Source organism: Alteromonas sp. 5NW40-0090 (assembly GCF_057552975.1).
Map to the genome: position 1 here is coordinate 21,037 of NZ_BAAJLT010000009.1, position 21,573 is coordinate 42,609.

Here is a 21,573-nt window from a genome sequence, read left to right on the forward strand (position 1 = left end):
AAAGCCGCTTTTCAGCGGCTTTTAAAAATAAATTATGCGATTGAGGCGTCTACCCTTTCGCGAAGCTCTTTACCAGGCTTGAAGTGCGGTACATACTTACCGTCAAGTTTCACTGTCTCACCCGTTTTTGGGTTTCTACCAACGCGTGGTGCGCGATAGTGAAGAGAGAAACTTCCGAAACCTCTAATTTCAATACGCTCGCCCTTTTGAAGCGTTTGCGCCATTTGCTCTAGAAGTTCCTTAATTGCCAGTTCGAGTTCTTTCGCCGGAATATGACGCGCTTGATCCGCGAGCCGTTCAATTAATTCAGACTTGGTCATGCTTAACCTCATTGTCAATATTATTGTTTAAACAGCTATCGCGAATTGGGTGTGCAGGTGCACACCCCCAAAAGCATTATTCGCCTTTAGCAGCTTTAAATGCTTCTGCCATCGCGTTAGCGAAACCAACATCTTCTTGCTGGTTAACTTTATCGATAGCTTCTTTTTCGTCAGCCTGATCTTTCGCTTTAACAGATAGGTTAACAGTGCGGTTCTTACGGTCAACGCCCATGAACTTCGCTTCGATGCTATCACCAACGCTTGCCGCTTCTGTTGCGTCTTCAACACGCTCTACAGCAAGATCTGCAACGCGGATGTAGCCGTCAACTTCTTCAGCTAGGTTTACAGTAACGCCTTTCGCATCTACTGCTGTTACTGTACCAGTAACGATAGCACCTTTCTTGTTATCTGTCAGATACTTGTTGAAAGGATCTTCTTCGATTTGCTTAACGCCAAGAGAGATACGCTCACGCTCTGGGTCGACTTGTAGTACAACTGCAGAGATTTCGTCGCCTTTCTTGTAGTCGCGAACCGCGTCTTCACCAGACTTGTTCCAGCTGATGTCAGAAAGGTGAACTAGACCGTCGATGCCGCCGTCAAGACCGATGAAGATACCGAAGTCAGTGATTGACTTGATCTTACCAGATACCTTGTCACCTTTTTCGTGTGACTCAGCAAATGTTTCCCAAGGGTTAGCAATGCATTGCTTAAGACCTAGAGAAATACGACGACGCTCTTCGTCAATTTCAAGAACCATTACATCTACAGTGTCACCTAGGTTAACAACTTTAGATGGGTGGATGTTCTTGTTAGTCCAATCCATTTCAGAAACGTGTACAAGACCTTCAACACCGTCTTCGATTTCAACGAAGCAGCCGTAGTCAGTAAGGTTAGTAACCTGACCGTTGATCTTAGTACCTTCTGGGTAACGAGACGCAATTTCTTGCCATGGATCGTTGCCCATTTGCTTCATACCAAGAGAAACACGCTGCTTCTCTTTGTCGAACTTAAGTACTTTAACATTGATTTCGTCACCAACATTCACGATTTCACTTGGGTGCTTAACGCGCTTCCAAGCCATATCAGTGATGTGTAGAAGACCGTCTACGCCACCAAGGTCAACGAACGCACCGTAATCGGTAAGGTTCTTAACGATACCCTTGATTTCATGACCTTCTTCAAGGTTAGCAAGAAGCGTTTCACGCTCTTGGCTGCTTTCTGCTTCGATAACTGCACGACGAGAAACAACAACGTTGTTACGCTTAGCATCTAGCTTGATAACTTTAAATTCAAGCTCTTTGCCTTCAAGGTGCGTAGTGTCACGTACTGGACGTACGTCAACAAGAGAACCAGGTAGAAACGCGCGTACGCTGTTAACTTCAACAGTGAAACCGCCTTTAACCTTACCGTTGATAACGCCTTTAATTGTAACTTTATCTTCGTAAGCTTTTTCCAGCTCAACCCACGCTTCGTGACGCTTCGCTTTTTCGCGAGAAAGAATAGTTTCACCGAAACCATCTTCAACTGCATCTAGTGCTACGTCTACTTCGTCACCGATAGCGATTTCTAGTTCGCCTTCAGCGTTTTTGAATTGGTCAGCTGGGATAGCACTTTCTGATTTCAAGCCTGCATCAACAAGAACGATGTCTTTGTCGATAGAAACAACAGTACCTTTTACAATTGAACCAGGACGTGTTTCTAGTTCTTGTAAGCTTTCTTCAAAAAGTTGTGCAAAATTTTCAGTCATAAGTCTCAAATAACTTTTAAGTTGATATCCACGCTTCTTATCCGGATAACGCGGGGTTATTAAAATTAGTCGCCACTTCCTGTAGCAACACTGCTTTGGATGCGATCAGCTCTCGTCATTAAAGGCGTGAGGAAATAATATCCATCGCTTTTTCAAAGACTTGGTCAATATCCAAGTCCGTTGAATCTATAATTACTGCATCTTGTGCCGGTACCAAAGGAGCCACTGCACGTTGTGTATCGCGCTCGTCTCTTGCCTTGATATCGGTTAAAAGGCGCGCAATATTAACATCCATGCCCTTCGCTTTCAACTGGCTATAGCGTCGCTCAGCACGGGCTTCTGCGCTTGCTGTAAGGAAAATCTTTACAGGCGCATCAGGAAATACCACAGTCCCCATGTCGCGACCGTCAGCAACAAGACCAGGATCTTGTTGGAAAGCGCGCTGTCTGCGAAGTAGTGCTTCGCGAACCCGGGGTAATGCCGCAACTTTTGACGCCACGGCGCCAACTTCTTCGGTGCGAATATCGTCAGTAACGTCTTCGCCTTCCAAAATAATGCGAGTGGTATCGCCATTCGTCTCGAAACTAACATCAAGACCGGTTGCTAGAGGAACAACACATTCTTCATCATCACACGGAAGGTCGTGGTGTAGTGCAGCAACTGCTAATACGCGGTAAATTGCGCCGCTATCTAGAAAGTGCCACCCTAATTTTTTTGCCAGCAAGCTACTCAATGTACCTTTGCCAGCACCACTAGGACCGTCAACCGTGACTACGGGTGTGGAATGCATACCTGCTCCATCATTTAAATTACTAAAAATCGCGCGCAATTATACGCTTTAGTGAGAGATAAGCAATGCCGCCTCTTAGTGGCGGCATTGGACATTAGAATAAATCGCTTAGAATAATTGGGCTACAGAGGCTATAGCGCTTTCGCCTACCGCGATTTTTTAAGAGACATTTACCAAACTTTACGCACTATACAGCGTTTTAAAGCGAGTAAAGTAGTCAGGGAAGGTTTTGCGCGTACAACCCGGGTCGTTTATTGTTACCGGCGTATCGCTTAGTGCAACAAGCGAGAAACACATGGCAATACGATGGTCGTTATACGTGTCTATTTCAGCGTGCTTCAACGAATCAGTTGGCCACACTTTTATGTAGTCGTGCCCTTCTTCCACCTTCGCACCCAACTTTTGAAGCTCAGTGGCCATAGCCGCAAGACGGTCTGTTTCCTTCACGCGCCAATTATAAATATTGGTCATCGTAGTTGGACCTTCAGCAAATAACGCTGTTGTGGCAATGGTCATAGCCGCATCTGGAATATGGTTCATATCCATATTCACACCTTTAAGCGGCGCACCGGTTATTTCAACATACTCATCGTTCCAAACCACCTTTGCGCCCATCGCCTCAAGCACATCAGCAAAACGAATGTCACCTTGAATGCTGTTTTGGCCAATTCCGGTTACGCGTACCGTTCCACCTTTAATGGCACCGGCTGCAAGGAAGTAAGATGCTGACGATGCATCGCCTTCAACCATAAATTTACCCGGCGCAATGTACTTGGCGTCACCAGAAACCGTAAATGTTTGGTAGTTGTCGTTTTCTACAGTAACGCCAAACTTTTCCATGGTATCTAACGTGATATCGATATAGGGTTTAGAGACCAACTCACCTTTTATACGAATAGTCACATCACCTGAAAATAATGGCGCAGCCATTAAAAGCGCAGTCAAGAATTGGCTAGATACACTGCCGTCTACCGACATTTCGCCACCGCTTAATGTCTTACCCTTAATTTGAAGCGGCGGGTAGCCTTCGTTTTTAAGGTAGGTGACGACAGCATCAGCTTCTAAAAGCGCATCGACTAAGTCGCCAATTGGGCGCTCTTCCATACGCGGCTCACCAGTAAGTACGGTGTCAACGTTACTTGCAGCAAGTGCTGCGCATAAAGGACGCATTGCGGTACCGGCGTTACCTAGGAACAGCTCTAGTGGTTCAGCTACGTTAAACGCCCCACCGTTACCTTGTACAACACATTGGGTTTTGTCTTCGCTTAAGCGATAGCTGATGCCTAACTTTGTTAGTGCATTAAGCATATGCTCAATGTCTTCGCTATCTAACAAGTTTGTTAGTTCAGTTTCGCCTTCAGCTAACGCGGCAAGCAGTAGCGCTCGGTTAGACAGACTTTTTGAGCCAGGTACATTGACCTCTCCCGATACTTTTGCAATCGGGTCTAATGTTAACTGCTCCATTTTATCCATTCACTCTTTCAAATTCGCGCATAAATTCAACTAGCGCAACAATGCCCTCTACTGGCATTGCATTGTAAATACTGGCACGCATGCCCCCTACTGAACGATGCCCTTTAAGTGCAAGTAACCCTGCTTCTTGTGACTGCTTAAGGAACAGCCCATCAAGTTCGGTATTGGCTAAATGAAACGGCACGTTCATTTTTGAACGGTTGTCAGGGTGAACTTTACTTGAATAAAAGTCAGAACTGTCGATGGCTGAATATAATAACGCTGCCTTTTCAGCATTGCGTTTAGCCATAGCGTCAACGCCGCCCATATCTTTAAGCCATTCAAATACAAGCCCCGCTAAGTACCACGAGAACGTTGGCGGTGTGTTGTACATAGAGTCAGACTTTGCCGCTAATGCATAATCAAAAATTGACGGCGTTTCTTTACGTGCTTTGCCAACCAGGTCTTCGCGAACAATTACAACTGATAAGCCGCTTGGGCCGATATTCTTTTGTGCACCAGCGTATATTACGCCATGCTTTGCTACATCTAACGGCTGAGACAATATTGTCGAAGACATATCAGAAACCAGTGGCACCTTGCCCGACTCTGGTAGCCAATCGAAAGCAATTCCGTCAACGGTTTCATTTGGACAGAAATGGTAATACGCGGCTGACTGGTCTATGTCGCTCAACTGAGGTGACGCAATATAATGAAGGCCATCTTTTTCAGATACTTCACCCACCACTTTGGCATGGTTGTATTTGTTTGCTTCGTCAACGGCACCTTTAGACCAAGAACCGCTGACTAAGTGAAGACTGGTATCGTTAGCGTTGGATAAGTTGAGCGGTACAGCGGCAAATTGCCCACGCCCACCACCGTGCGTGAACAGCACATGGTAGTTGGAAGGAATGGACAATAAATCTCGCAAATCTTGCTCAGCTTTTGCCGCTATTTCAATGAAGTCTTTACCACGATGGCTCACTTCCATTACAGAACAGCCTAAATCGCGCCAATTTGTAAATTCTGATTGTGCTTTTTCCATGACTTCCTTTGGAAGCATGGCTGGGCCAGCACTAAAATTAAAAACCTCTTTCATCGCGTTTTTCAACACCTGTAGATAATTACCGTTTAACTCGCTTTGTTTTGAACGTTTTGCGGGTCTATTAGGTAAACAAGCGGCTAAAGCCGCTTGTTTGAAAGAACACTGATAATGCGCAAGTATGAATACCTGCGCGCTATCCCTACTCTTCTGTCGTTGAGCCGTCACCGTCTTCTGCGGTGTTCTCTTGCTCTTGAACAGCAGTTTCTGCTTGTTCTGGCGCATCGTCTGAAATGATTAGGTTACCGTCTTCGTCGAATTCTTGTAACTCTTCCACTTCTTCAATGCGTTGTAACCCTACAACGTGCTCACCTTCTACTGTACGTATTAAGCGAACGCCTTGTGTGTTACGGCCTACTACTGACACTTCGCCTACACGGGTACGAACCAGTGTACCTTGGTCACTAATAAGCATAATTTCGTTGGTTTCGTCTACCTGAACCGCACCAACCACTTTACCGTTACGCTCAGACACCTTAATTGACACAACACCTTGCGTCGCACGGCTCTTCGCAGGGTAATCTTCAAGCGGAGTACGCTTACCGAAACCATTCTCTGTAGCTGTCAGAATTGGGCCGTCGCCTTTTGGAACAATAAGTGATACCACTTTTTGTCCATCTTGAAGACGAATACCGCGAACACCTGTTGCCGTTCTTCCCATTGGACGAAGTGCCAGAAGCTCTTCACCCGTCTCTGGGTCACGCTTAACTTCACCGGTTTCGCTGTCGCGAAGCTTCTCGTTGAAGCGAACCACTTTACCTGCATCAGAGAACAACATAATGTCGTCATCACCGTGGGTAATATCAACACCAATTAGCTCATCACCTTCATTTAGGTTAACAGCGATAATACCGCTTGAACGAGGGCGAGAGTATAGGCTTAGGTCAGTCTTTTTAACTGTACCGTTTGCCGTTGCCATCAGTACAAACTTGCCTTCTTCAAATTCTTTAATAGGAAGAATAGCAGTAATACGTTCGTTTTCTTCAAGCGGTAGGATGTTAACAATTGGGCGTCCGCGCGCATTACGGCTAGCAAACGGCAATTGATACACTTTCAACCAATATAAGCGACCACGAGTAGAGAAACACAAAATGTGATCGTGGGTATTCGCTACCAGTAACCTTTCAATGAAATCTTCGTCTTTCATCTTGGTTGCTGATTTACCACGGCCACCACGACGCTGTGCTTCGTAATCTGTAAGTTTTTGATATTTCACATACCCTTCGCGAGAAAGCGTTACAACAACGTCTTCTTGCTCAATAAGATCTTCAATATCGATATCGTGACTTGCTGCCGTAATTTCAGTACGACGCTCATCACCAAATTCATCACGCACTTTTTCAAGTTCTTCTTGAATCACTTCCATCAAGCGCTCCGGGCTATTTAGGATGTGAAGAAGTTCTGCGATGATCTCTAGAAGTTGCTTATATTCTTCTAGAATTTTTTCGTGCTCAAGGCCCGTTAGCTTGTGTAAGCGAAGGTCAAGAATAGCCTGCGCTTGCTGTTCTGTCAGGTAGTACTTGCCGTCGCGAATACCAAATTCTGGCATTAACCAGTCAGGGCGTGCAGCGTCATCGCCTGCGCGCTCAAGCATTTGCGCTACGTCGCCTAAGTCCCAACCTTGTGCTACAAGCGATTTCTTGGCGTCTGCTGGGCTTTGCGATGCTTTAATCAACTCGATAATTGGGTCGATATTCGCAAGCGCGATTGCCAAACCTTCAAGGATATGAGCACGGTCACGGGCTTTACGTAATTCAAAAACAGTACGACGTGTTACTACTTCACGGCGGTGAAGAATAAAACACTCTAACGTTTCTTTAAGGTTGAATACCTTAGGCTGACCGTTATCAAGCGCAACCATGTTAATACCGAACACCGTTTGAAGCTGGGTATTAGCATATAGATGGTTAAGCAAAACTTCGGCAGATTCGTTGCGTTTAACTTCAATAACAATGCGCATACCGTCTTTATCAGACTCGTCGCGCAGTGCAGAAACGCCTTCGATACGCTTTTCTTTTACCAGTTCAGCAATCTTTTCAATAAGACGCGCTTTGTTAACCTGATAAGGGATCTCGTTTACAACAATGGTTTCTTTACCGTTGCTGTCAGTTTCAATTTCCGCTTTAGCACGAAGATAAATTTTACCGCGACCTGTGCGATACGCATCTTCAATTCCCTTGCGCCCGCTGATCATGGCAGCTGTTGGGAAATCTGGACCTGGGATGTAAGTCATCAAGTCATCGATGGTAATAGACGGATCTTGAATTAATGCTACGCAGCCATTGATTACTTCGGTGAGGTTATGTGGCGGAATATTCGTCGCCATACCAACTGCAATACCCGATGAACCATTAACAAGAAGGTTAGGAACCTTCGTTGGCAACACTTCAGGAATATGCTCTGTACCATCGTAGTTAGGTACGAAATCAACGGTTTCTTTATCTAAATCGGCGAGTAATTCGTGCGCAATTTTTGCCATGCGAACTTCGGTATAACGCATCGCAGCAGCTGAGTCGCCGTCTACCGATCCGAAGTTACCTTGACCGTCTACCAGCATATAGCGAAGTGAGAACGGTTGCGCCATACGAACAATAGTGTCGTAAACTGCAGAGTCACCATGAGGGTGATATTTACCAATTACGTCACCTACCACACGGGCAGATTTTTTGTATGGCTTGTTAAAGTCGTTTTTCAGTTCGTTCATTGCGAACAGCACACGACGGTGCACTGGCTTCAAGCCATCTCTTACGTCAGGCAAGGCTCGCCCGACAATAACGCTCATCGCGTAATCAAGGTAAGAGTTCTTTAACTCTTCCTCAATATTAACGGGGAGGATTTCTTTAGCGTTATCAGACATAAACTGCTTAATCCCTTTATCTTGGTTTGTTCTGCGTTATCCAGCGCTTAGTTTCACATCATTGTGAAAACAAGGCATGGGAGCGCACTGTTATTATTATGTGGGTCATAATCGTGCTTTGAGTGTACCACTTGATGACAGAATTATGTAGCGCTTAATTACGCTTATTAATCAACTAAAAGGCAAGCGATTACTTTTCGTTCACCCCTTCTTATAATTTGCCTATTTCTGTTTAAAAACAGTGAAACACAACCTGAATTTACGATATCTTAAAAAGAGATAGATTAAGGATTGTTATACTCATGACGAACGTCGATCAACAAGAAATCAATAAGTTCTCTGAACTCGCTTCTCGCTGGTGGGATCCAGAGGGTGAATTTAAACCATTGCACCTTATTAACCCGCTTCGTTTGGACTTCATCAATCAACACAGCGAAGGTCTGTTTGATAAAAAAGTCATCGATATTGGCTGTGGCGGCGGCATACTAGCGGAATCAATGGCGCGTGCGGGTGCCATGGTAACCGGCTTGGATATGGCTGAAGCTTCGTTAGAAGTAGCGAAACTTCACGGCTTGGAATCTGGTGTGAAAGTGGATTATGTCTGCTCTACAGCTGAAGCATTCGCCGAGGCAAACGCGCATCAGTTCGATGTAGTGACCTGTATGGAAATGTTAGAGCATGTGCCCGACCCTGCTTCTGTTGTATTAGCGTGTGCAAAATTAGTAAAGCCTGGTGGCCACGTTTTCTTTTCTACGCTTAACAGAAACTTAAAGTCTTATCTAATGGGGATTGTTGGCGCGGAATATATTCTCAAATTGGTTCCAAAAGGTACCCACGATCACAGTAAGTTCATCAAACCATCAGAACTTCTGAAAATGACGGATCAAGCAGGTCTACTACCACGAGATATGACGGGTTTGCACATGGACCCAATTTCGCAGGGCTTTTATCTTTCGTCTAATAATGTCGACGTAAACTACTTACTATATACAGTAGCGCAAAGTTAATTTAACACTATATATTGGGCTGCGGCGATATTTTAAACACCATATATCGTGTTTATATAAAAACTGAATTCTAAGAATAAATTAATTTTTACGATTAAGATTTTATTTAAAACGCTTGCATTCCGGATATTTTACGCTTGTAGAACGCTAAAAAGTTAGTTGTTACTAACATAAATTTCATGCCAGATTGAGTGCTTGAAATACCACCAGATATTGGGTTGCAATCAAGTCAAAACCTCACTATCTTGTGTTTAATTCAGCACGCGATCCCAACATTGATTTTCGGGATCAAATAGATCTGCAGACCATCTTTGGTGATGTCATTTTGGCCTGCAACGTTAACCTCGCTGAAAATACAAAGCAGTAAAGAATAAAAAAAGCAGTCTCTACTTTATACTCTCAGTATTGGTCTAGGCAGCTTTAGTGTGTGTAGTTATCTGGCGTGAGCCAACTTCGATAACATCGCCCACAACATAAAATTAAAAACGAAAATGGGCTCAAGATAGCCCACGCTTCAAGCGCTAACAGAAAAACGGCCAGTAACATGAACAACAACTTATTCGTCACCAAACGCAACGGTGAAAAAGAGTCCATCGACTTAGAGAAAATTCACAAAGTCGTGACATGGGCAGCGAAAGGACTTAAAAACGTTTCTGTTTCACAAGTTGAAATCAAGGCACAGATTCAGTTCTATGATGGTATTAATACCAGTGAGATCCACGAAACCCTGATCAAATCAGCGGCAGATTTGATCTCTACCGATGCGCCAGATTATCAATACCTAGCAGCACGCTTGGCAATTTTCCATCTTCGCAAAAAAGCCTACGGCCAGTTTGAGCCGCCAGCGCTACTTGAGCATGTAGGAAAGATGGTTGACATGGGCAAGTATGACAAGCACCTTCTTGAAGACTACACGCCTGAAGAATTTGCTGAGATGGACACATATATTGACCATTGGCGCGACATGAACTTCAGCTATGCCGCAGTTAAGCAGCTTGAAGGCAAGTACTTGGTCCAAAACCGTGTTACTGGCGAAATTTACGAAAGTGCACAGTTCCTATATATCTTAGTAGCTGCATGCCTTTTCGCAAATTATGACAAAGCGACGCGTATGGACTATATTCGCCGCTTCTACGATGCTGCGTCAACATTCAAGCTTTCACTACCTACGCCAATCATGGCCGGTGTGCGTACGCCTACTCGCCAGTTTAGCTCATGTGTACTTATCGAGACCGGCGACAGCTTAGATTCAATCAATGCAACGGCAAGTGCCATTGTTAAATACGTAAGCCAGCGTGCGGGTATCGGTGTAAACGCAGGCCGTATTCGCGCGCTAGGCAGCCCTATTCGCGGCGGTGAAGCATTCCATACGGGTTGTATTCCATTCTACAAATACTTCCAAACAGCCGTTAAAAGCTGTTCACAAGGTGGTGTTCGTGGTGGCGCAGCTACGCTGTTTTACCCTATTTGGCATATGGAAGTTGAATCACTGTTAGTGCTTAAGAACAACCGTGGTGTTGAAGAAAACCGTGTACGTCACCTAGACTACGGTGTTCAGTTTAACAAACTGATGTACCAGCGCATGATGAAAGATGGCTATATCTCACTGTTTAGCCCGTCTGACGTACCTGGTCTTTACGATGCATTCTTTGCAGATCAAGAGAAGTTCGAAGAGCTATACGTTAAATACGAAAACGACGACAGCATCCGTAAAAAGCAAATTAAAGCGATGGAGCTATTCAGCTTGTTCATGCAAGAGCGTGCAAGCACAGGTCGTATTTACCTACAAAACGTTGACCATTGTAATACGCACAGCCCGTTTAACCCAGAAGTTGCGCCTGTTCGTCAAAGCAACCTGTGCCTTGAAATCGCGCTACCTACAAAACCTCTGCAGCACGTTAACGACGAAAATGGTGAAATTGCACTTTGTACGCTGTCAGCGTTTAACTTAGGTGCGATTAAGTCACTGGACGAATTTGAAGAGCTATCTGACCTTGCAGTACGTGCACTAGATAACCTGCTTGATTACCAAGACTATCCTGTTCCTGCTGCGTATAACGCAACAATGGGACGTCGTACGCTGGGTGTTGGTGTTATCAACTTTGCATACTACCTTGCTAAAAATGGCGTTAAATATTCTGATCACAGCGCGAACGGTCTAGTTCACCGCACGTTCGAAGCAATGCAGTACTATCTACTTAAAGCGTCGAACAATCTTGCGAAAGAAAAAGGTGCGTGTCCTAAGTTTAACGAAACCACTTATTCTCAAGGCATCATGCCAATTGACAGCTATAAGAAAGATCTTGATAGCGTATGTAATGAACCACTTCATTACGACTGGGATGCACTTCGTGAAGAAATCAAAACTCACGGTTTGCGTAACTCTACGCTGTCAGCATTAATGCCGTCAGAGACGTCTTCGCAGATTTCTAACGCGACAAACGGCATTGAGCCACCGCGTGGTTTTATCAGCATTAAATCGAGCAAAGATGGTGTTCTTAAGCAAGTTGTACCTGAGTACGAAACGCTAAGAGATCAATACGAGCTACTTTGGGATATTCCTTCAAACGATGGTTACCTACAACTTGTTGGTATCATGCAGAAGTTTATCGACCAAACTATCTCAGCGAATACCAACTACGATCCAAGCCGTTACGAAGGTAACAAGGTGCCAATGAAGCTTCTGCTTAAGGACCTTCTTACTACGTATAAGCTAGGTGTTAAAACGCTCTATTATCATAATACTCGTGATGGTGCATCAGACACCTCAGCGCTAGACGCTAAAGCAAACGAGCCTATGCCACGTCAAGAAGAAGTCGTGGTAGAGGAAGATGATGATTGTGCAGGCGGCGCGTGTAAAATTTAAAGCACGTCGCTCTGTTAAAATGGCAGATGCGTAAAAGGAATTTTTTGCATTTGCCATTACTATTTCGCAGCAAGAACACAAACAATAATACGCGTTAATCATTAAGTTTTTAGTTAGGCCATCATGAAATACACTACGTTTAATCAGCAAAGTACTAATCCATTGATCGAGCCGATGTTTTTCGGTAACCCCGTAAACGTTGCACGCTACGACCAGCAAAAGCATGCCATATTCGAAAAGCTTATTGAGAAGCAAATTAGCTTTTTTTGGCGCCCTGAGGAGGTTGACGTTTCTCGCGACCGTGTTGATTTCCAAAAATTGACCGATCCAGAAAAGCACATCTTTATTTCAAACCTTAAGTACCAAACTCTGTTAGATTCGGTACAAGGCCGTAGCCCGAACATTGCGTTCTTGCCTATTATCTCGCTACCGGAATTAGAGACGTGGGTTGAAACATGGTCTTTCTTCGAGACTATTCACTCACGTTCATACACGCACATTTTGCGCAATCTGTTCTCTGATCCAAGCGAGATATTCGAAGATATCGTTGTAAACGATGAAATTAAGCGCCGTGCGGCTGACATTTCTAAATACTATGACGACCTTATTTTCGCGACTCAGCTTTGGCAGACTCAGGGTGAAGGTATTCATACCGTCAATGGCACTGCATACACCGTTAACATGTACGAGCTTAAGAAGAAGCTTTATCTGTGTATGAACTCGGTAAATGCACTAGAAGCGATTCGTTTTTATGTATCTTTTGCCTGTACGTTTGCCTTTGCAGAACGTAAGTTGATGGAAGGTAACTCTAAGATTATTCGTTTGATTGCTCGAGATGAAAATCTGCATTTGTCATCAACACAGCACATTCTAAACTTGTGGGCTAAGGGTAAAGATGACCCAGAAATGGCGCAGATTGCAGAAGAATGCAAAGACGAAGCCCGCGCGATCTTCATGAACGCCGTTGAGCAAGAAAAGCAATGGGCTGATTACCTGTTCCAAAACGGCTCTATGATTGGTTTAAACAAAGAAATTCTTTGCCAATACGTTGAGTACATTGCGAATCAACGTATGTCAGCGATTGGTCTAGATACGCCATTCGAGATAAGCAGTAACCCGCTACCATGGATGAACAACTACTTAAATTCAGACAATGTGCAAGTGGCGCCACAAGAATCTGAAATAAGTTCTTATCTTGTTGGGCAGATAGATTCTGCTGTGAGCGAAGACGATTTTGCTGATTTTGAGCTGTAAACCCACAGCTTAATGAGCAGTAACGATAAATCACTCCGCATCGACGTTGTCGATGTGGGGGCGATTATTGCCCCCTCTGACACCACTATCTTAACCGCCCTTGAATCAGCAGGCGTCAATATTCACTACCACTGTCGTGAAGGGTTTTGTGGTGCGTGCCGTACAAAACTGATTGAAGGTGAAGTCGAATACACCACCGATCCCCTCGCCTTTATTGATGACGATGAGATTCTTCCATGTTGCTGCGTGGCTAAATGTCCGCTAAAAATAAAAGTCCCCTTATAACCTTTTCATTCATCGCTCTGAACAACACTCTCACAGCAATTATGTGAATTGAAGTAATCCACTTCGATACTTAGACGTAGCAACCTACGACTAATCAAACGTAAGGATAATGTTATGAGTGAAGTTTCTGGAAAAGTAGTAATCATTACTGGTGCAAGTAGCGGGCTTGGAGAAGCGACAGCGAAAATGCTCGCAGGCAAAGGCGCGAAATTAGTTTTAGGCGCTCGCCGTGAGGACCGTCTTAAAAAACTTGTAGATGAGATTGAATCTTCAGGCGGCCACGCAACATATAAGACGGTAGATGTCACGAAAAAGGAAGAAGTGAAAGCGCTTGCTAAAGCCGCGATAGATACCTATGGTCGTATTGACGTACTCGTCAATAATGCTGGCCTTATGCCCCTAGCCCCTCTCGACGAGATGAAGGTTGATGAGTGGGATCAGATGATAGATGTAAACATTAAAGGCGTTATGTATGGCGTAGCAGCGGTTCTAGGACACATGCGTAAACAACAAAGCGGGCATATTATCAATCTTTCCTCTGTTGCAGGTCATGTGGTTTTCCCAGGTGCTACAGTTTATTGCGCTACTAAATTCGCTGTTAAGGCAATAAGTGAAGGCATTCGCAGGGAGTCAAACGGTCAAATTCGCTCTACTAATATTTCACCAGGTGCAGTTGCAACAGAGCTTACTGACCACATATCTCATAAAGACTCGAAGCAAATGGCAGACGATATGTATGACGATGCTATCGATGCAGGTGCTATTGCACGTGCAGTGACGTTTGCCATAGAGCAACCTGGCGACGTAGACATAAACGAAATGATCATTAGACCTACCAATCAGGAACTCTAGTACTGATTATTTTTTGCGTATAAGAATGGATCAACCATTTACTATAAAGCCTGCTAAATGCAGGCTTTAAAAGCTTCAAGAACTCAAAGGACTTTTTCGATGGCATACAGTTCTTCATCAATGACCTGTAAGCGCGATGCAACAACGGCTCTAGCGTCACTTATGCCTTTGTTATAAAACGATGCGCCTATTTCCTTACTGATAAAATCGAGAAGAAATTCTCCGTCAAATTGACCAAGTTCCACATTTAACTCATCATCAAAATACCGTTGCAGTTTAGCAACTAACGCGTCTTTTTCTTCACGCGTAAATACAATTTCGCTCATTATCGTCCTTCTCTTATAATGTCCAAAGTATTAGGTTCTTTGCTAATGCCAAGGGATAGCTTTCCATAACCTCGGCTATGAAGACGGTTCAACATTATCACACCAAGGGCTTGTTTATCTTTGGTCCACCACTTTTGCTTTTAACAAAAAGCCTTTAATCGCAGAACAGCCTTTCTGCCTAGTGCGTAAACTAATATTACTGTAGTTAAGTTTAAGCTGCTCTAATTACTAAACTTTGTATAGTTTCATGGTAGTAGGCTATAGCTTGGTACAGTTTTCGCTTACTTTAATTAGAAAGTTTTATCGTTACTGGTTTTACAATAACTCGTATTTTAAAAGATGGGCCTGATAGCTCTAAAGCTAGAGGCGCTAACGAAAAGCTATACTAGGATATCTTGTATAACAATTTCAAAATGGTTTAGCGCTTTTATGAAATTTGTGAGGTTAATAATGAAAATTTTACCCGTTATCGGTGTATCGTTCGCGATTGCGATCTGCAGCCTACCTGCTAGCGCCACCCCCAATAACCCCCACAAAGGTAAATCGTTGCCACCGGGCATAGAGAAAAAATATGAGCGGACGGGGGAATTACCGCCAGGTTGGGAAAAAAAGCTAGCTGTTGGTGAGCGATTGGACCGTGATGTTTATGACCATTCCAGCGTCATTGTACCATTGGGAAAAGACGGGGTAGTAACGGTTCGTATCGAGAACAAAGTGGTACGCCTTGTACAAGCGACAAGGGAAATTATAGAGATTTTAGACTAGCCATACCCTTAACTTGGAAAGGGCTCTGTTAGAAGAGCCCTTTGCTCATTCTTATTTATGCCCTACTATCAACATTTGAAAATTGACTTAACCTACCTCACTAGTAATATCTTGTATTAACCACATTCGTTATAACGTGTCAGTAATTGATAAAGCCCCACGGGGCCGCGCCTTGGATAAACACTAATTAAACTCCTTATTTAAAGACCTCTAAAAATAATAACGGTGTCTCAGTTTTTTAATGGACATACCAAACGCAAAAATAAAATCAGGAACAAAAGATGGCAGCTAACGCACTGTTTAAGCCTTATTCACAAGGTAACCTATCGTTAACCAACCGAATCGTAATGGCACCTATGACTCGCCAGTTTTCCCCAAAGGGAATTCCCACGCCTGATGTAGCCGCTTATTACAAGCGACGCGCACAGGGTGGTACAGGTTTAATAATCACCGAAGGTACTACCATAAACGACAAAGTCGCTACGATGGATGCGAATATTCCTCAATTTCACGGCGGCGAGGCGTTAGCCGGTTGGAAAAATGTGGTAGACGAAGTTCATAGCGTAGGCGGAAAAATCATGCCTCAACTGTGGCACGTCGGTATGGCACGGGTCGCAGACAAAGCGCCCTACCCTGACCTGCCAAGTGCAGGGCCTTCGGGTTTATTTAAACCCGGAAAACAGGGCACTGAACCTATGACCGTTGAACACATCGAATCTGTGATTTCTGCCTTTGCTCAAGCTGCTGCAGATGCAAAGACTGTCGGCATGGACGGGATTGAGATTCACGGAGCGCATGGATATCTAATCGACCAGTTTTTCTGGGAAGGCACTAATCAGCGTACCGATAGCTGGGGTGGAAGTATGGAGAAGCGCAGTCGGTTTGCAGTAGAAATAATCAAAGCTATTCGCGCTGCAACTGGACCCGATTACCCTATCGTGCTTCGCTACTCACAATGGAAGCAACAAGACTATACCGCTCGCTTAGCACACACGCCTCAAGAGCTAGAGCAGTTTCTACTTCCACTAAGCGAAGCTGGCGTAGATGTTTTTCATTGTTCTCAACGTCGTTATTGGGAAAATGAGTTTGAAGGGGACGAGCTTAACCTTGCTGGTTGGACGAAAAAAATAACAGGCAAACCCACTATCACAGTAGGGTCTGTTGGGCTAAATGACGACTTTTTCGGCGCATTTAAAGGACAAGATTCAAGCACTCGCTCGGTCGATGATTTACTTGAACGATTAGAGGCAGACGAGTTTGACCTAGTTGCAGTTGGAAGGGCTCTTCTACAGGATCCAAACTGGGCCAACAAAATTAAAGAAAACCGAATCGACGAGTTAAACCAGTACTCTGGAAAGGCGCTAGCCACGCTTTCTTAAGTTCAAGTAAATATCAATTTAAATGCTCGATAAAACTAGCGCGCAACGCGCTAGTTTTCTTTCAAATAAGCGTCAAAGTCAGAGAGTTGCATTGGTCTCGCAATTAAGTAGCCCTGCGCATAGTCACATCCCATTGCGCTTAATATATTAAACTGCTCTTCTGTTTCTACACCCTCAGCAACAACGCTAATGCCCAGTTTTTTAGCCATAACAATTATCGCTTCGCATAACACTTTGTCGTTGCTAACATCAGTCATAGCGTTGACGAAACTCTTGTCTATTTTTATGTAATCAGTCGGAAATTTTTTAAGATAAGAGATAGAAGAAAAACCAGTACCAAAATCATCTAAGGCTATATCAATCCCCGCCTGCCTGAATTGAAACAGCTTTTTAGATACTTCAGCGTCGGCCTCCATGAGTAAGTTTTCAGTAACTTCAAGTAATATAGAGCGAGCACTGAGCCCTCTCTCTAATAACAAAGTTAACCATTCAGTGATATTAGATTCCTGATTAAAATATTGACTAGGCGACGTGTTAATACTTATCTGAACAAACTTGCTATGCTCGCGTCGCCATTGTTTTATTCGTCTAGTGACTTCATCGAAAACCCAGTTGCTTATTTCTATAATAAGCCCTGACTCTTCAGCTAAAGGAATAAAATCATCGGGTGCTATGCGACCTTTTATGGGGTGCTGCCACCGAAGCAGAGCTTCAGCTTTCACCTCTTTTGAGTCGTTGAAACAGACGATGGGCTGGTACTCAAGAAACAGTTCGTTGTTTTTTACTGCATAACGCAGGTCATTCAATAACGATATTCTTCTAATTGCTGCTTTTTGCATGTCGTGCGTAAAATAGTGGTAACTATTTTTACCCTGAGCTTTTGCACCATACATGGCTTGGTCAGCATTTTTTAATAGATCTTTTACGTCATTCGCATCCTCGGGATATAAAGTAATACCCATGCTCGCGCTTGTGTGAATGCGCTCAAACTCTAACGTATAAGGCTTAATTATTTCACTCAGAACTTTCTGTACAACATTTTCTATCGAACTTAAGCCACAAATACCGTTTAAAATAATGACAAATTCGTCGCCACCTAACCTTGATACCGTGTCATCAGCGCGTAAACAGCGTTTTATACGCATAGCACACTCTACCAATAGCTTGTCGCCGACATCGTGCCCTAATGCGTCATTTACATCCTTAAAATTGTCTAAGTCTAAAAACACAACAGCGACTTTTTCATTCTCTCGATCGGCAGTTTTCATCGCCAATTGAAGGTGACCGAGCATCAAGTTTCGGTTGGGTAAGCCTGTCAAAGAATCGAAGTTGGCCTGTCTCCATATGACTCTATTCGCCAACTCCCGCTCTATAGCGATGCTGGCGATATGGGCAAATTGCCTAATTAACACTCTTTCTTCTGCAGTGGGTATCGCCTTTTCGCGATGATAAATGGCGAAAGTACCGATGACTTCGCCATTCGCTCCTTGTATAGGCTGAGACCAACATGCAGCTACACCTGCCGATGCTGCCAGCCCCTTCCATGCAGACCAATATGGATGTGTACTTATATCCTCGACAATAGTAGGTTCATTGGTTGCCGCGGTATTTCCGCACGAGCCAACACCTTCACCAATGTCTACTCCGTCAATGGCGTCATTATAAAAGTCGGGTAACGATGGCGCAGCACCCTTTTTGAGCCTTCCGTTCTCAAGCAACAAAACACTGCAAATTTGCTCTTTGTATTCGGCTTCAATCGCATAAACAATGTCATGCAGAACAGTATGTAAAGATTCTGCATTGACCACTTTTTCCAAAATTGCACTTCGCACACGCGTTATTTTTTGCGTTTGTTCTAGTTTAAATTGGTACTCTTCCAACTGTTCGGAGAGGTCGTTATATTCTTTTTTATTTAGCTCACTCTCGACTAGCTCCCCGAATCCTTGCAATTGTTCGATTTGAGATTGACTTAACTGCTTGGGCTCATTATCAAGGACACACAAAGTACCAACCGCATGGCCTTCAAATATAAGCCTTACACCAGCATAAAACCGAAAGTGTGGCTCGCCCACAACATGCGAATTTTCTCTGAAACGCTTGTCTTCCAATGTATTTGAAATAACGAGAGGCTGTGACTGCTCTATGGTATGCGTGCACAGTGCTTCGCGTATAGGTGTTTCTGTAATAGCAATGTTCGCCGATGATTTAAACCATTGACGGTGCTCATCAACAAATGAAATAAATGCAAACTTACAGTTAAAAACACGGCACACCAAATGAGTTAAGCGGTCAAAACGCGCCTCGACTGGCGTGTCGACGATAGCAAGCCGCTTTAACGCACTTAGTCGTTCATGTTCATTGGTAATTTTACGAAAATAACTCACCATATGTTCCTAACAACGCATTACATTCGGCGCAATCAGATATCAGCAGTTAACAAAAAAATTTTATGCCAACGCTATATTATTCCTTTTGCCTTGTTTAGCTATATCCAGTAAGCAACCAACGAAAAGATAGCGACAGTGAAAAATGGGATGATATGAGTTAAATGCAGTACTCGACCGCAGTCTTAACTGGTAGGTTTGTCATCTTGCATGCCATCGCTTGGCAGTCTACTTAGCTAATCACGGTAGCATTCTTTCACCCCACAAACATTAGCCTTTAGTCTATATATTCACAGAGGTTCCTCGCCTTCCCCTAAAAACGGATATTCAGCAGAATTTATATTTCCAGTATTATTAAGCCGTCAACGGTAACTGAACACTAGGTTCCAATTATTTTTTAATAACTAAGTAAATACCGCCAAGGGTGGCAATTGACGCGATTATGACTTGTAAATTAAGTTGTTCTTCTAGTACCGCCCACCCCATCATCGTTGCGATAACAGGCACGCTCAACTGCACGGTCGCTGCACTTGTTGACTTGATAAGCGGCAGTACGCTATACCAGATAGCGTACCCGCATCCAGAGGCTAAAATTCCAGACGCTAAGGCATAGTAAATGCCAGCCTTGTTTAAAACTAAATACTCATCACTGAGTAGTAGCACGGCACCCATCATTAAAATACAAAGCAACGAAGCATAAATAAAGTTGCCTGAAGTAGATAAAAGCGCGGATGCACTTTTTTTACCTAGTAATGAGTATATGCCCCAAGATATACCAGCAATAACCATTACTGCTCCCGATAATAAAGATGGTGCAGATGCACTTGGTAACAAGAGAATAATTAAACCTGTGAAAGCAAAAGCGAAACCAAACCACTGACGTATTCTGAAGCGTTCACCACCCATTAAGCCAACTGATATCATCGTTAATTGAACCGCGCCAAACAGCAATAGTGCGCCCGTACCCGTAGACATGGATATGTAAGCGAAGGAAAAGCTAATGGCATAAACAAACAATGAAAGGCCACCAAACACACTCGCATTACGTTTAACGTCCTGCCATAAATTTTCAGTATAATGACGCTGTGGTTGTTTTCGTCTTGAAAAAAAAGATAAAAGCAAAAGAGCAACTGCACCACTCATTATGCGTAAGGAAGTAAAGCTTACAGGGTCTATCGTTGAATTTGAAAATGCCATACGACACAGAAGCGAATTGGCAGCAAACGCAAACATTGCAATAGCCACTAGTGAAAGAGTTTTAAGCAAGCGCTTCTCCCTAGCATTTAATTGGACTCAGGAAAATATGACCGTGTGATTTGTCATAAATAGACTGAGTAAAAGTGTTCTTTTTAGATAAATCGAGAGTGACTAAATAATAAGGTAACACAGCAATTAACCTTGTAGCATTGTATAAACGAAAAAGAGGACCGCATGGTCCTCTTTCAATTAGTCATAAAATGCTGATAACACTACAGCGACAAACCTAAACGCTCAGCAACTTCAATGTAAGTTTCTACAACAGAGCCAAGGCCTTGTCTGAAGCGATCTTTATCCATCTTTTTACGGGTTTCTTTGTCCCATAGACGACAGCCGTCAGGTGTAAATTCATCGCCTAGTACAATATTGCCGTCTTTATCAACACCAAATTCAAGTTTGTAGTCGACAAGCAACATACCGGCTTCGTCAAACAATGCTTTCAGTACGCCGTTTACTTTGAAGGTAAGTGCCTTCATTTCAGCTATTTGTGCTTCTGTTGCCCAACCAAATGATAAGATGTGATAGTCGTTAACCATTGGATCATGAAGCGCATCGTTTTTAAGGAAAAACTCGAAAATAGGTGGGTTCAGCTCTTTGCCTTCCTCCACACCTAGTCTGCGGACCAAAGACCCAGCAGATAAGTTTCTCACCACGCACTCGACAGGGATCATGTCTAGCTTTTTAACCAAAGACTCGGTATCAGAAACCAGCGCTTCAACTTGTGTTGCAATGCCCGCTTCTTCAAGCTTTGTCATTATAAAGTGATTAAACTTGTTGTTTACTTCACCCTTGCGATCAAGCTGCTCAATTTTTTCACCGTCGAACGCTGAAGTATCGTTTCTAAAGTGAAGAATCAGTTTATCGCTGTCATCAGTGTAATAAACAGTTTTTGCTTTACCGCGGTAAAGCTCGTCGCGTTTTTCCATTCTC

Annotated in this window: 17 protein-coding genes; 7 read left to right on the forward strand and 10 right to left on the reverse strand. The window is 43.7% G+C overall.

Annotated elements, in window-relative coordinates:
* Positions 1-32: 32 nt before the first annotated feature.
* The 6 genes from ihfB to gyrA form a co-directional block, all read right to left on the reverse strand.
* A complete protein-coding gene (gene ihfB, locus AC27KT_RS12245) occupies positions 33-320 on the reverse strand; it encodes an integration host factor subunit beta (RefSeq protein ID WP_014949641.1) in 288 nt (95 codons plus the stop codon).
* A gap of 76 nt (positions 321-396) precedes the next feature.
* Positions 397-2,067: a 30S ribosomal protein S1 gene (rpsA, locus tag AC27KT_RS12250; RefSeq protein ID WP_487130323.1), complete on the reverse strand. Its 1,671-nt coding sequence runs from the start codon at positions 2,065-2,067 to the stop codon at positions 397-399.
* 118 nt (positions 2,068-2,185) lie between these two features.
* Positions 2,186-2,857, reverse strand: a complete 672-nt coding sequence (gene cmk, locus AC27KT_RS12255) for a (d)CMP kinase (RefSeq protein WP_014976668.1) — start codon at positions 2,855-2,857, stop codon at positions 2,186-2,188.
* A gap of 180 nt (positions 2,858-3,037) precedes the next feature.
* Positions 3,038-4,321, reverse strand: coding sequence for a 3-phosphoshikimate 1-carboxyvinyltransferase (aroA, locus tag AC27KT_RS12260; RefSeq protein ID WP_487130682.1), 1,284 nt, complete (start codon positions 4,319-4,321; stop codon positions 3,038-3,040).
* Between the two features lies 1 nt (position 4,322).
* Entirely contained in the window at positions 4,323-5,408 is a 1,086-nt protein-coding gene (serC, locus tag AC27KT_RS12265) for a 3-phosphoserine/phosphohydroxythreonine transaminase (protein WP_487130684.1), read from the reverse strand.
* A gap of 145 nt (positions 5,409-5,553) precedes the next feature.
* Complete coding sequence (gyrA, locus tag AC27KT_RS12270; protein ID WP_487130325.1) at positions 5,554-8,268, reverse strand: DNA topoisomerase (ATP-hydrolyzing) subunit A; 2,715 nt, start codon at positions 8,266-8,268, stop codon at positions 5,554-5,556.
* A gap of 302 nt (positions 8,269-8,570) precedes the next feature.
* On the opposite strand from gyrA, the gene ubiG reads away from it, so the two are divergent.
* From ubiG to AC27KT_RS12295, 5 genes are all read left to right on the forward strand, one after another.
* The gene (ubiG, locus tag AC27KT_RS12275) at positions 8,571-9,275 is read left to right on the forward strand and encodes a bifunctional 2-polyprenyl-6-hydroxyphenol methylase/3-demethylubiquinol 3-O-methyltransferase UbiG (protein ID WP_487130327.1); all 705 of its coding nucleotides are present in this window, start codon (positions 8,571-8,573) and stop codon (positions 9,273-9,275) included.
* A gap of 544 nt (positions 9,276-9,819) precedes the next feature.
* Complete coding sequence (gene nrdA / locus AC27KT_RS12280) at positions 9,820-12,141, forward strand: class 1a ribonucleoside-diphosphate reductase subunit alpha (RefSeq protein ID WP_487130329.1); 2,322 nt, start codon at positions 9,820-9,822, stop codon at positions 12,139-12,141.
* A 123-nt stretch (positions 12,142-12,264) separates the two neighbouring features.
* Entirely contained in the window at positions 12,265-13,395 is a 1,131-nt protein-coding gene (gene nrdB / locus AC27KT_RS12285) for a class Ia ribonucleoside-diphosphate reductase subunit beta (protein WP_136781688.1), read from the forward strand.
* Positions 13,396-13,407: 12 nt separating this feature from the next.
* A complete protein-coding gene (gene yfaE, locus AC27KT_RS12290) occupies positions 13,408-13,680 on the forward strand; it encodes a class I ribonucleotide reductase maintenance protein YfaE (RefSeq protein ID WP_487130331.1) in 273 nt (90 codons plus the stop codon).
* 114 nt (positions 13,681-13,794) lie between these two features.
* The gene (locus tag AC27KT_RS12295; RefSeq protein WP_487130333.1) at positions 13,795-14,532 is read left to right on the forward strand and encodes an SDR family oxidoreductase; all 738 of its coding nucleotides are present in this window, start codon (positions 13,795-13,797) and stop codon (positions 14,530-14,532) included.
* An 83-nt stretch (positions 14,533-14,615) separates the two neighbouring features.
* On the opposite strand, the gene AC27KT_RS12300 is transcribed toward AC27KT_RS12295, so the two are convergent.
* The gene (locus AC27KT_RS12300; RefSeq protein ID WP_487130335.1) at positions 14,616-14,858 is read right to left on the reverse strand and encodes a DUF2164 domain-containing protein; all 243 of its coding nucleotides are present in this window, start codon (positions 14,856-14,858) and stop codon (positions 14,616-14,618) included.
* A 429-nt stretch (positions 14,859-15,287) separates the two neighbouring features.
* Here AC27KT_RS12300 and AC27KT_RS12305 point away from each other — a divergent pair, with 429 nt between their 5' ends.
* Both AC27KT_RS12305 and AC27KT_RS12310 read left to right on the forward strand, forming a co-directional pair.
* On the forward strand, positions 15,288-15,623 hold the full coding sequence (locus AC27KT_RS12305) for a hypothetical protein (RefSeq protein WP_487130337.1): 336 nt from the start codon (positions 15,288-15,290) through the stop codon (positions 15,621-15,623).
* Positions 15,624-15,904: 281 nt separating this feature from the next.
* Positions 15,905-17,002 (forward strand): NADH:flavin oxidoreductase, encoded by a 1,098-nt coding sequence (locus AC27KT_RS12310; RefSeq protein WP_487130339.1) that lies wholly within the window; start codon positions 15,905-15,907, stop codon positions 17,000-17,002.
* 50 nt (positions 17,003-17,052) lie between these two features.
* Here AC27KT_RS12310 and AC27KT_RS12315 read toward each other — a convergent pair whose 3' ends face one another.
* The 3 genes from AC27KT_RS12315 to purC form a co-directional block, all read right to left on the reverse strand.
* Positions 17,053-19,386, reverse strand: coding sequence for a sensor domain-containing phosphodiesterase (locus AC27KT_RS12315; protein ID WP_487130341.1), 2,334 nt, complete (start codon positions 19,384-19,386; stop codon positions 17,053-17,055).
* A 390-nt stretch (positions 19,387-19,776) separates the two neighbouring features.
* A complete protein-coding gene (locus AC27KT_RS12320; RefSeq protein ID WP_487130343.1) occupies positions 19,777-20,652 on the reverse strand; it encodes a DMT family transporter in 876 nt (291 codons plus the stop codon).
* A 203-nt stretch (positions 20,653-20,855) separates the two neighbouring features.
* On the reverse strand, positions 20,856-21,569 hold the full coding sequence (gene purC / locus AC27KT_RS12325) for a phosphoribosylaminoimidazolesuccinocarboxamide synthase (RefSeq protein WP_487130345.1): 714 nt from the start codon (positions 21,567-21,569) through the stop codon (positions 20,856-20,858).
* Positions 21,570-21,573: the final 4 nt, after the last annotated feature.

Coding starts and splice junctions, on each gene's coding strand:
- AC27KT_RS12310 (WP_487130339.1), top strand. CDS start 15,905: ATGGCAGCTAACGCACTGTTTAAGCCTTATTCACAAGGTAACCTATCG.
- gyrA (WP_487130325.1), bottom strand. CDS start 8,268: ATGTCTGATAACGCTAAAGAAATCCTCCCCGTTAATATTGAGGAAGAG.
- AC27KT_RS12295 (WP_487130333.1), top strand. CDS start 13,795: ATGAGTGAAGTTTCTGGAAAAGTAGTAATCATTACTGGTGCAAGTAGC.
- AC27KT_RS12300 (WP_487130335.1), bottom strand. CDS start 14,858: ATGAGCGAAATTGTATTTACGCGTGAAGAAAAAGACGCGTTAGTTGCT.
- AC27KT_RS12305 (WP_487130337.1), top strand. CDS start 15,288: ATGAAATTTGTGAGGTTAATAATGAAAATTTTACCCGTTATCGGTGTA.
- purC (WP_487130345.1), bottom strand. CDS start 21,569: ATGGAAAAACGCGACGAGCTTTACCGCGGTAAAGCAAAAACTGTTTAT.
- yfaE (WP_487130331.1), top strand. CDS start 13,408: ATGAGCAGTAACGATAAATCACTCCGCATCGACGTTGTCGATGTGGGG.
- ubiG (WP_487130327.1), top strand. CDS start 8,571: ATGACGAACGTCGATCAACAAGAAATCAATAAGTTCTCTGAACTCGCT.
- ihfB (WP_014949641.1), bottom strand. CDS start 320: ATGACCAAGTCTGAATTAATTGAACGGCTCGCGGATCAAGCGCGTCAT.
- serC (WP_487130684.1), bottom strand. CDS start 5,408: ATGAAAGAGGTTTTTAATTTTAGTGCTGGCCCAGCCATGCTTCCAAAG.
- aroA (WP_487130682.1), bottom strand. CDS start 4,321: ATGGAGCAGTTAACATTAGACCCGATTGCAAAAGTATCGGGAGAGGTC.
- nrdA (WP_487130329.1), top strand. CDS start 9,820: ATGAACAACAACTTATTCGTCACCAAACGCAACGGTGAAAAAGAGTCC.
- nrdB (WP_136781688.1), top strand. CDS start 12,265: ATGAAATACACTACGTTTAATCAGCAAAGTACTAATCCATTGATCGAG.
- rpsA (WP_487130323.1), bottom strand. CDS start 2,067: ATGACTGAAAATTTTGCACAACTTTTTGAAGAAAGCTTACAAGAACTA.
- cmk (WP_014976668.1), bottom strand. CDS start 2,857: ATGCATTCCACACCCGTAGTCACGGTTGACGGTCCTAGTGGTGCTGGC.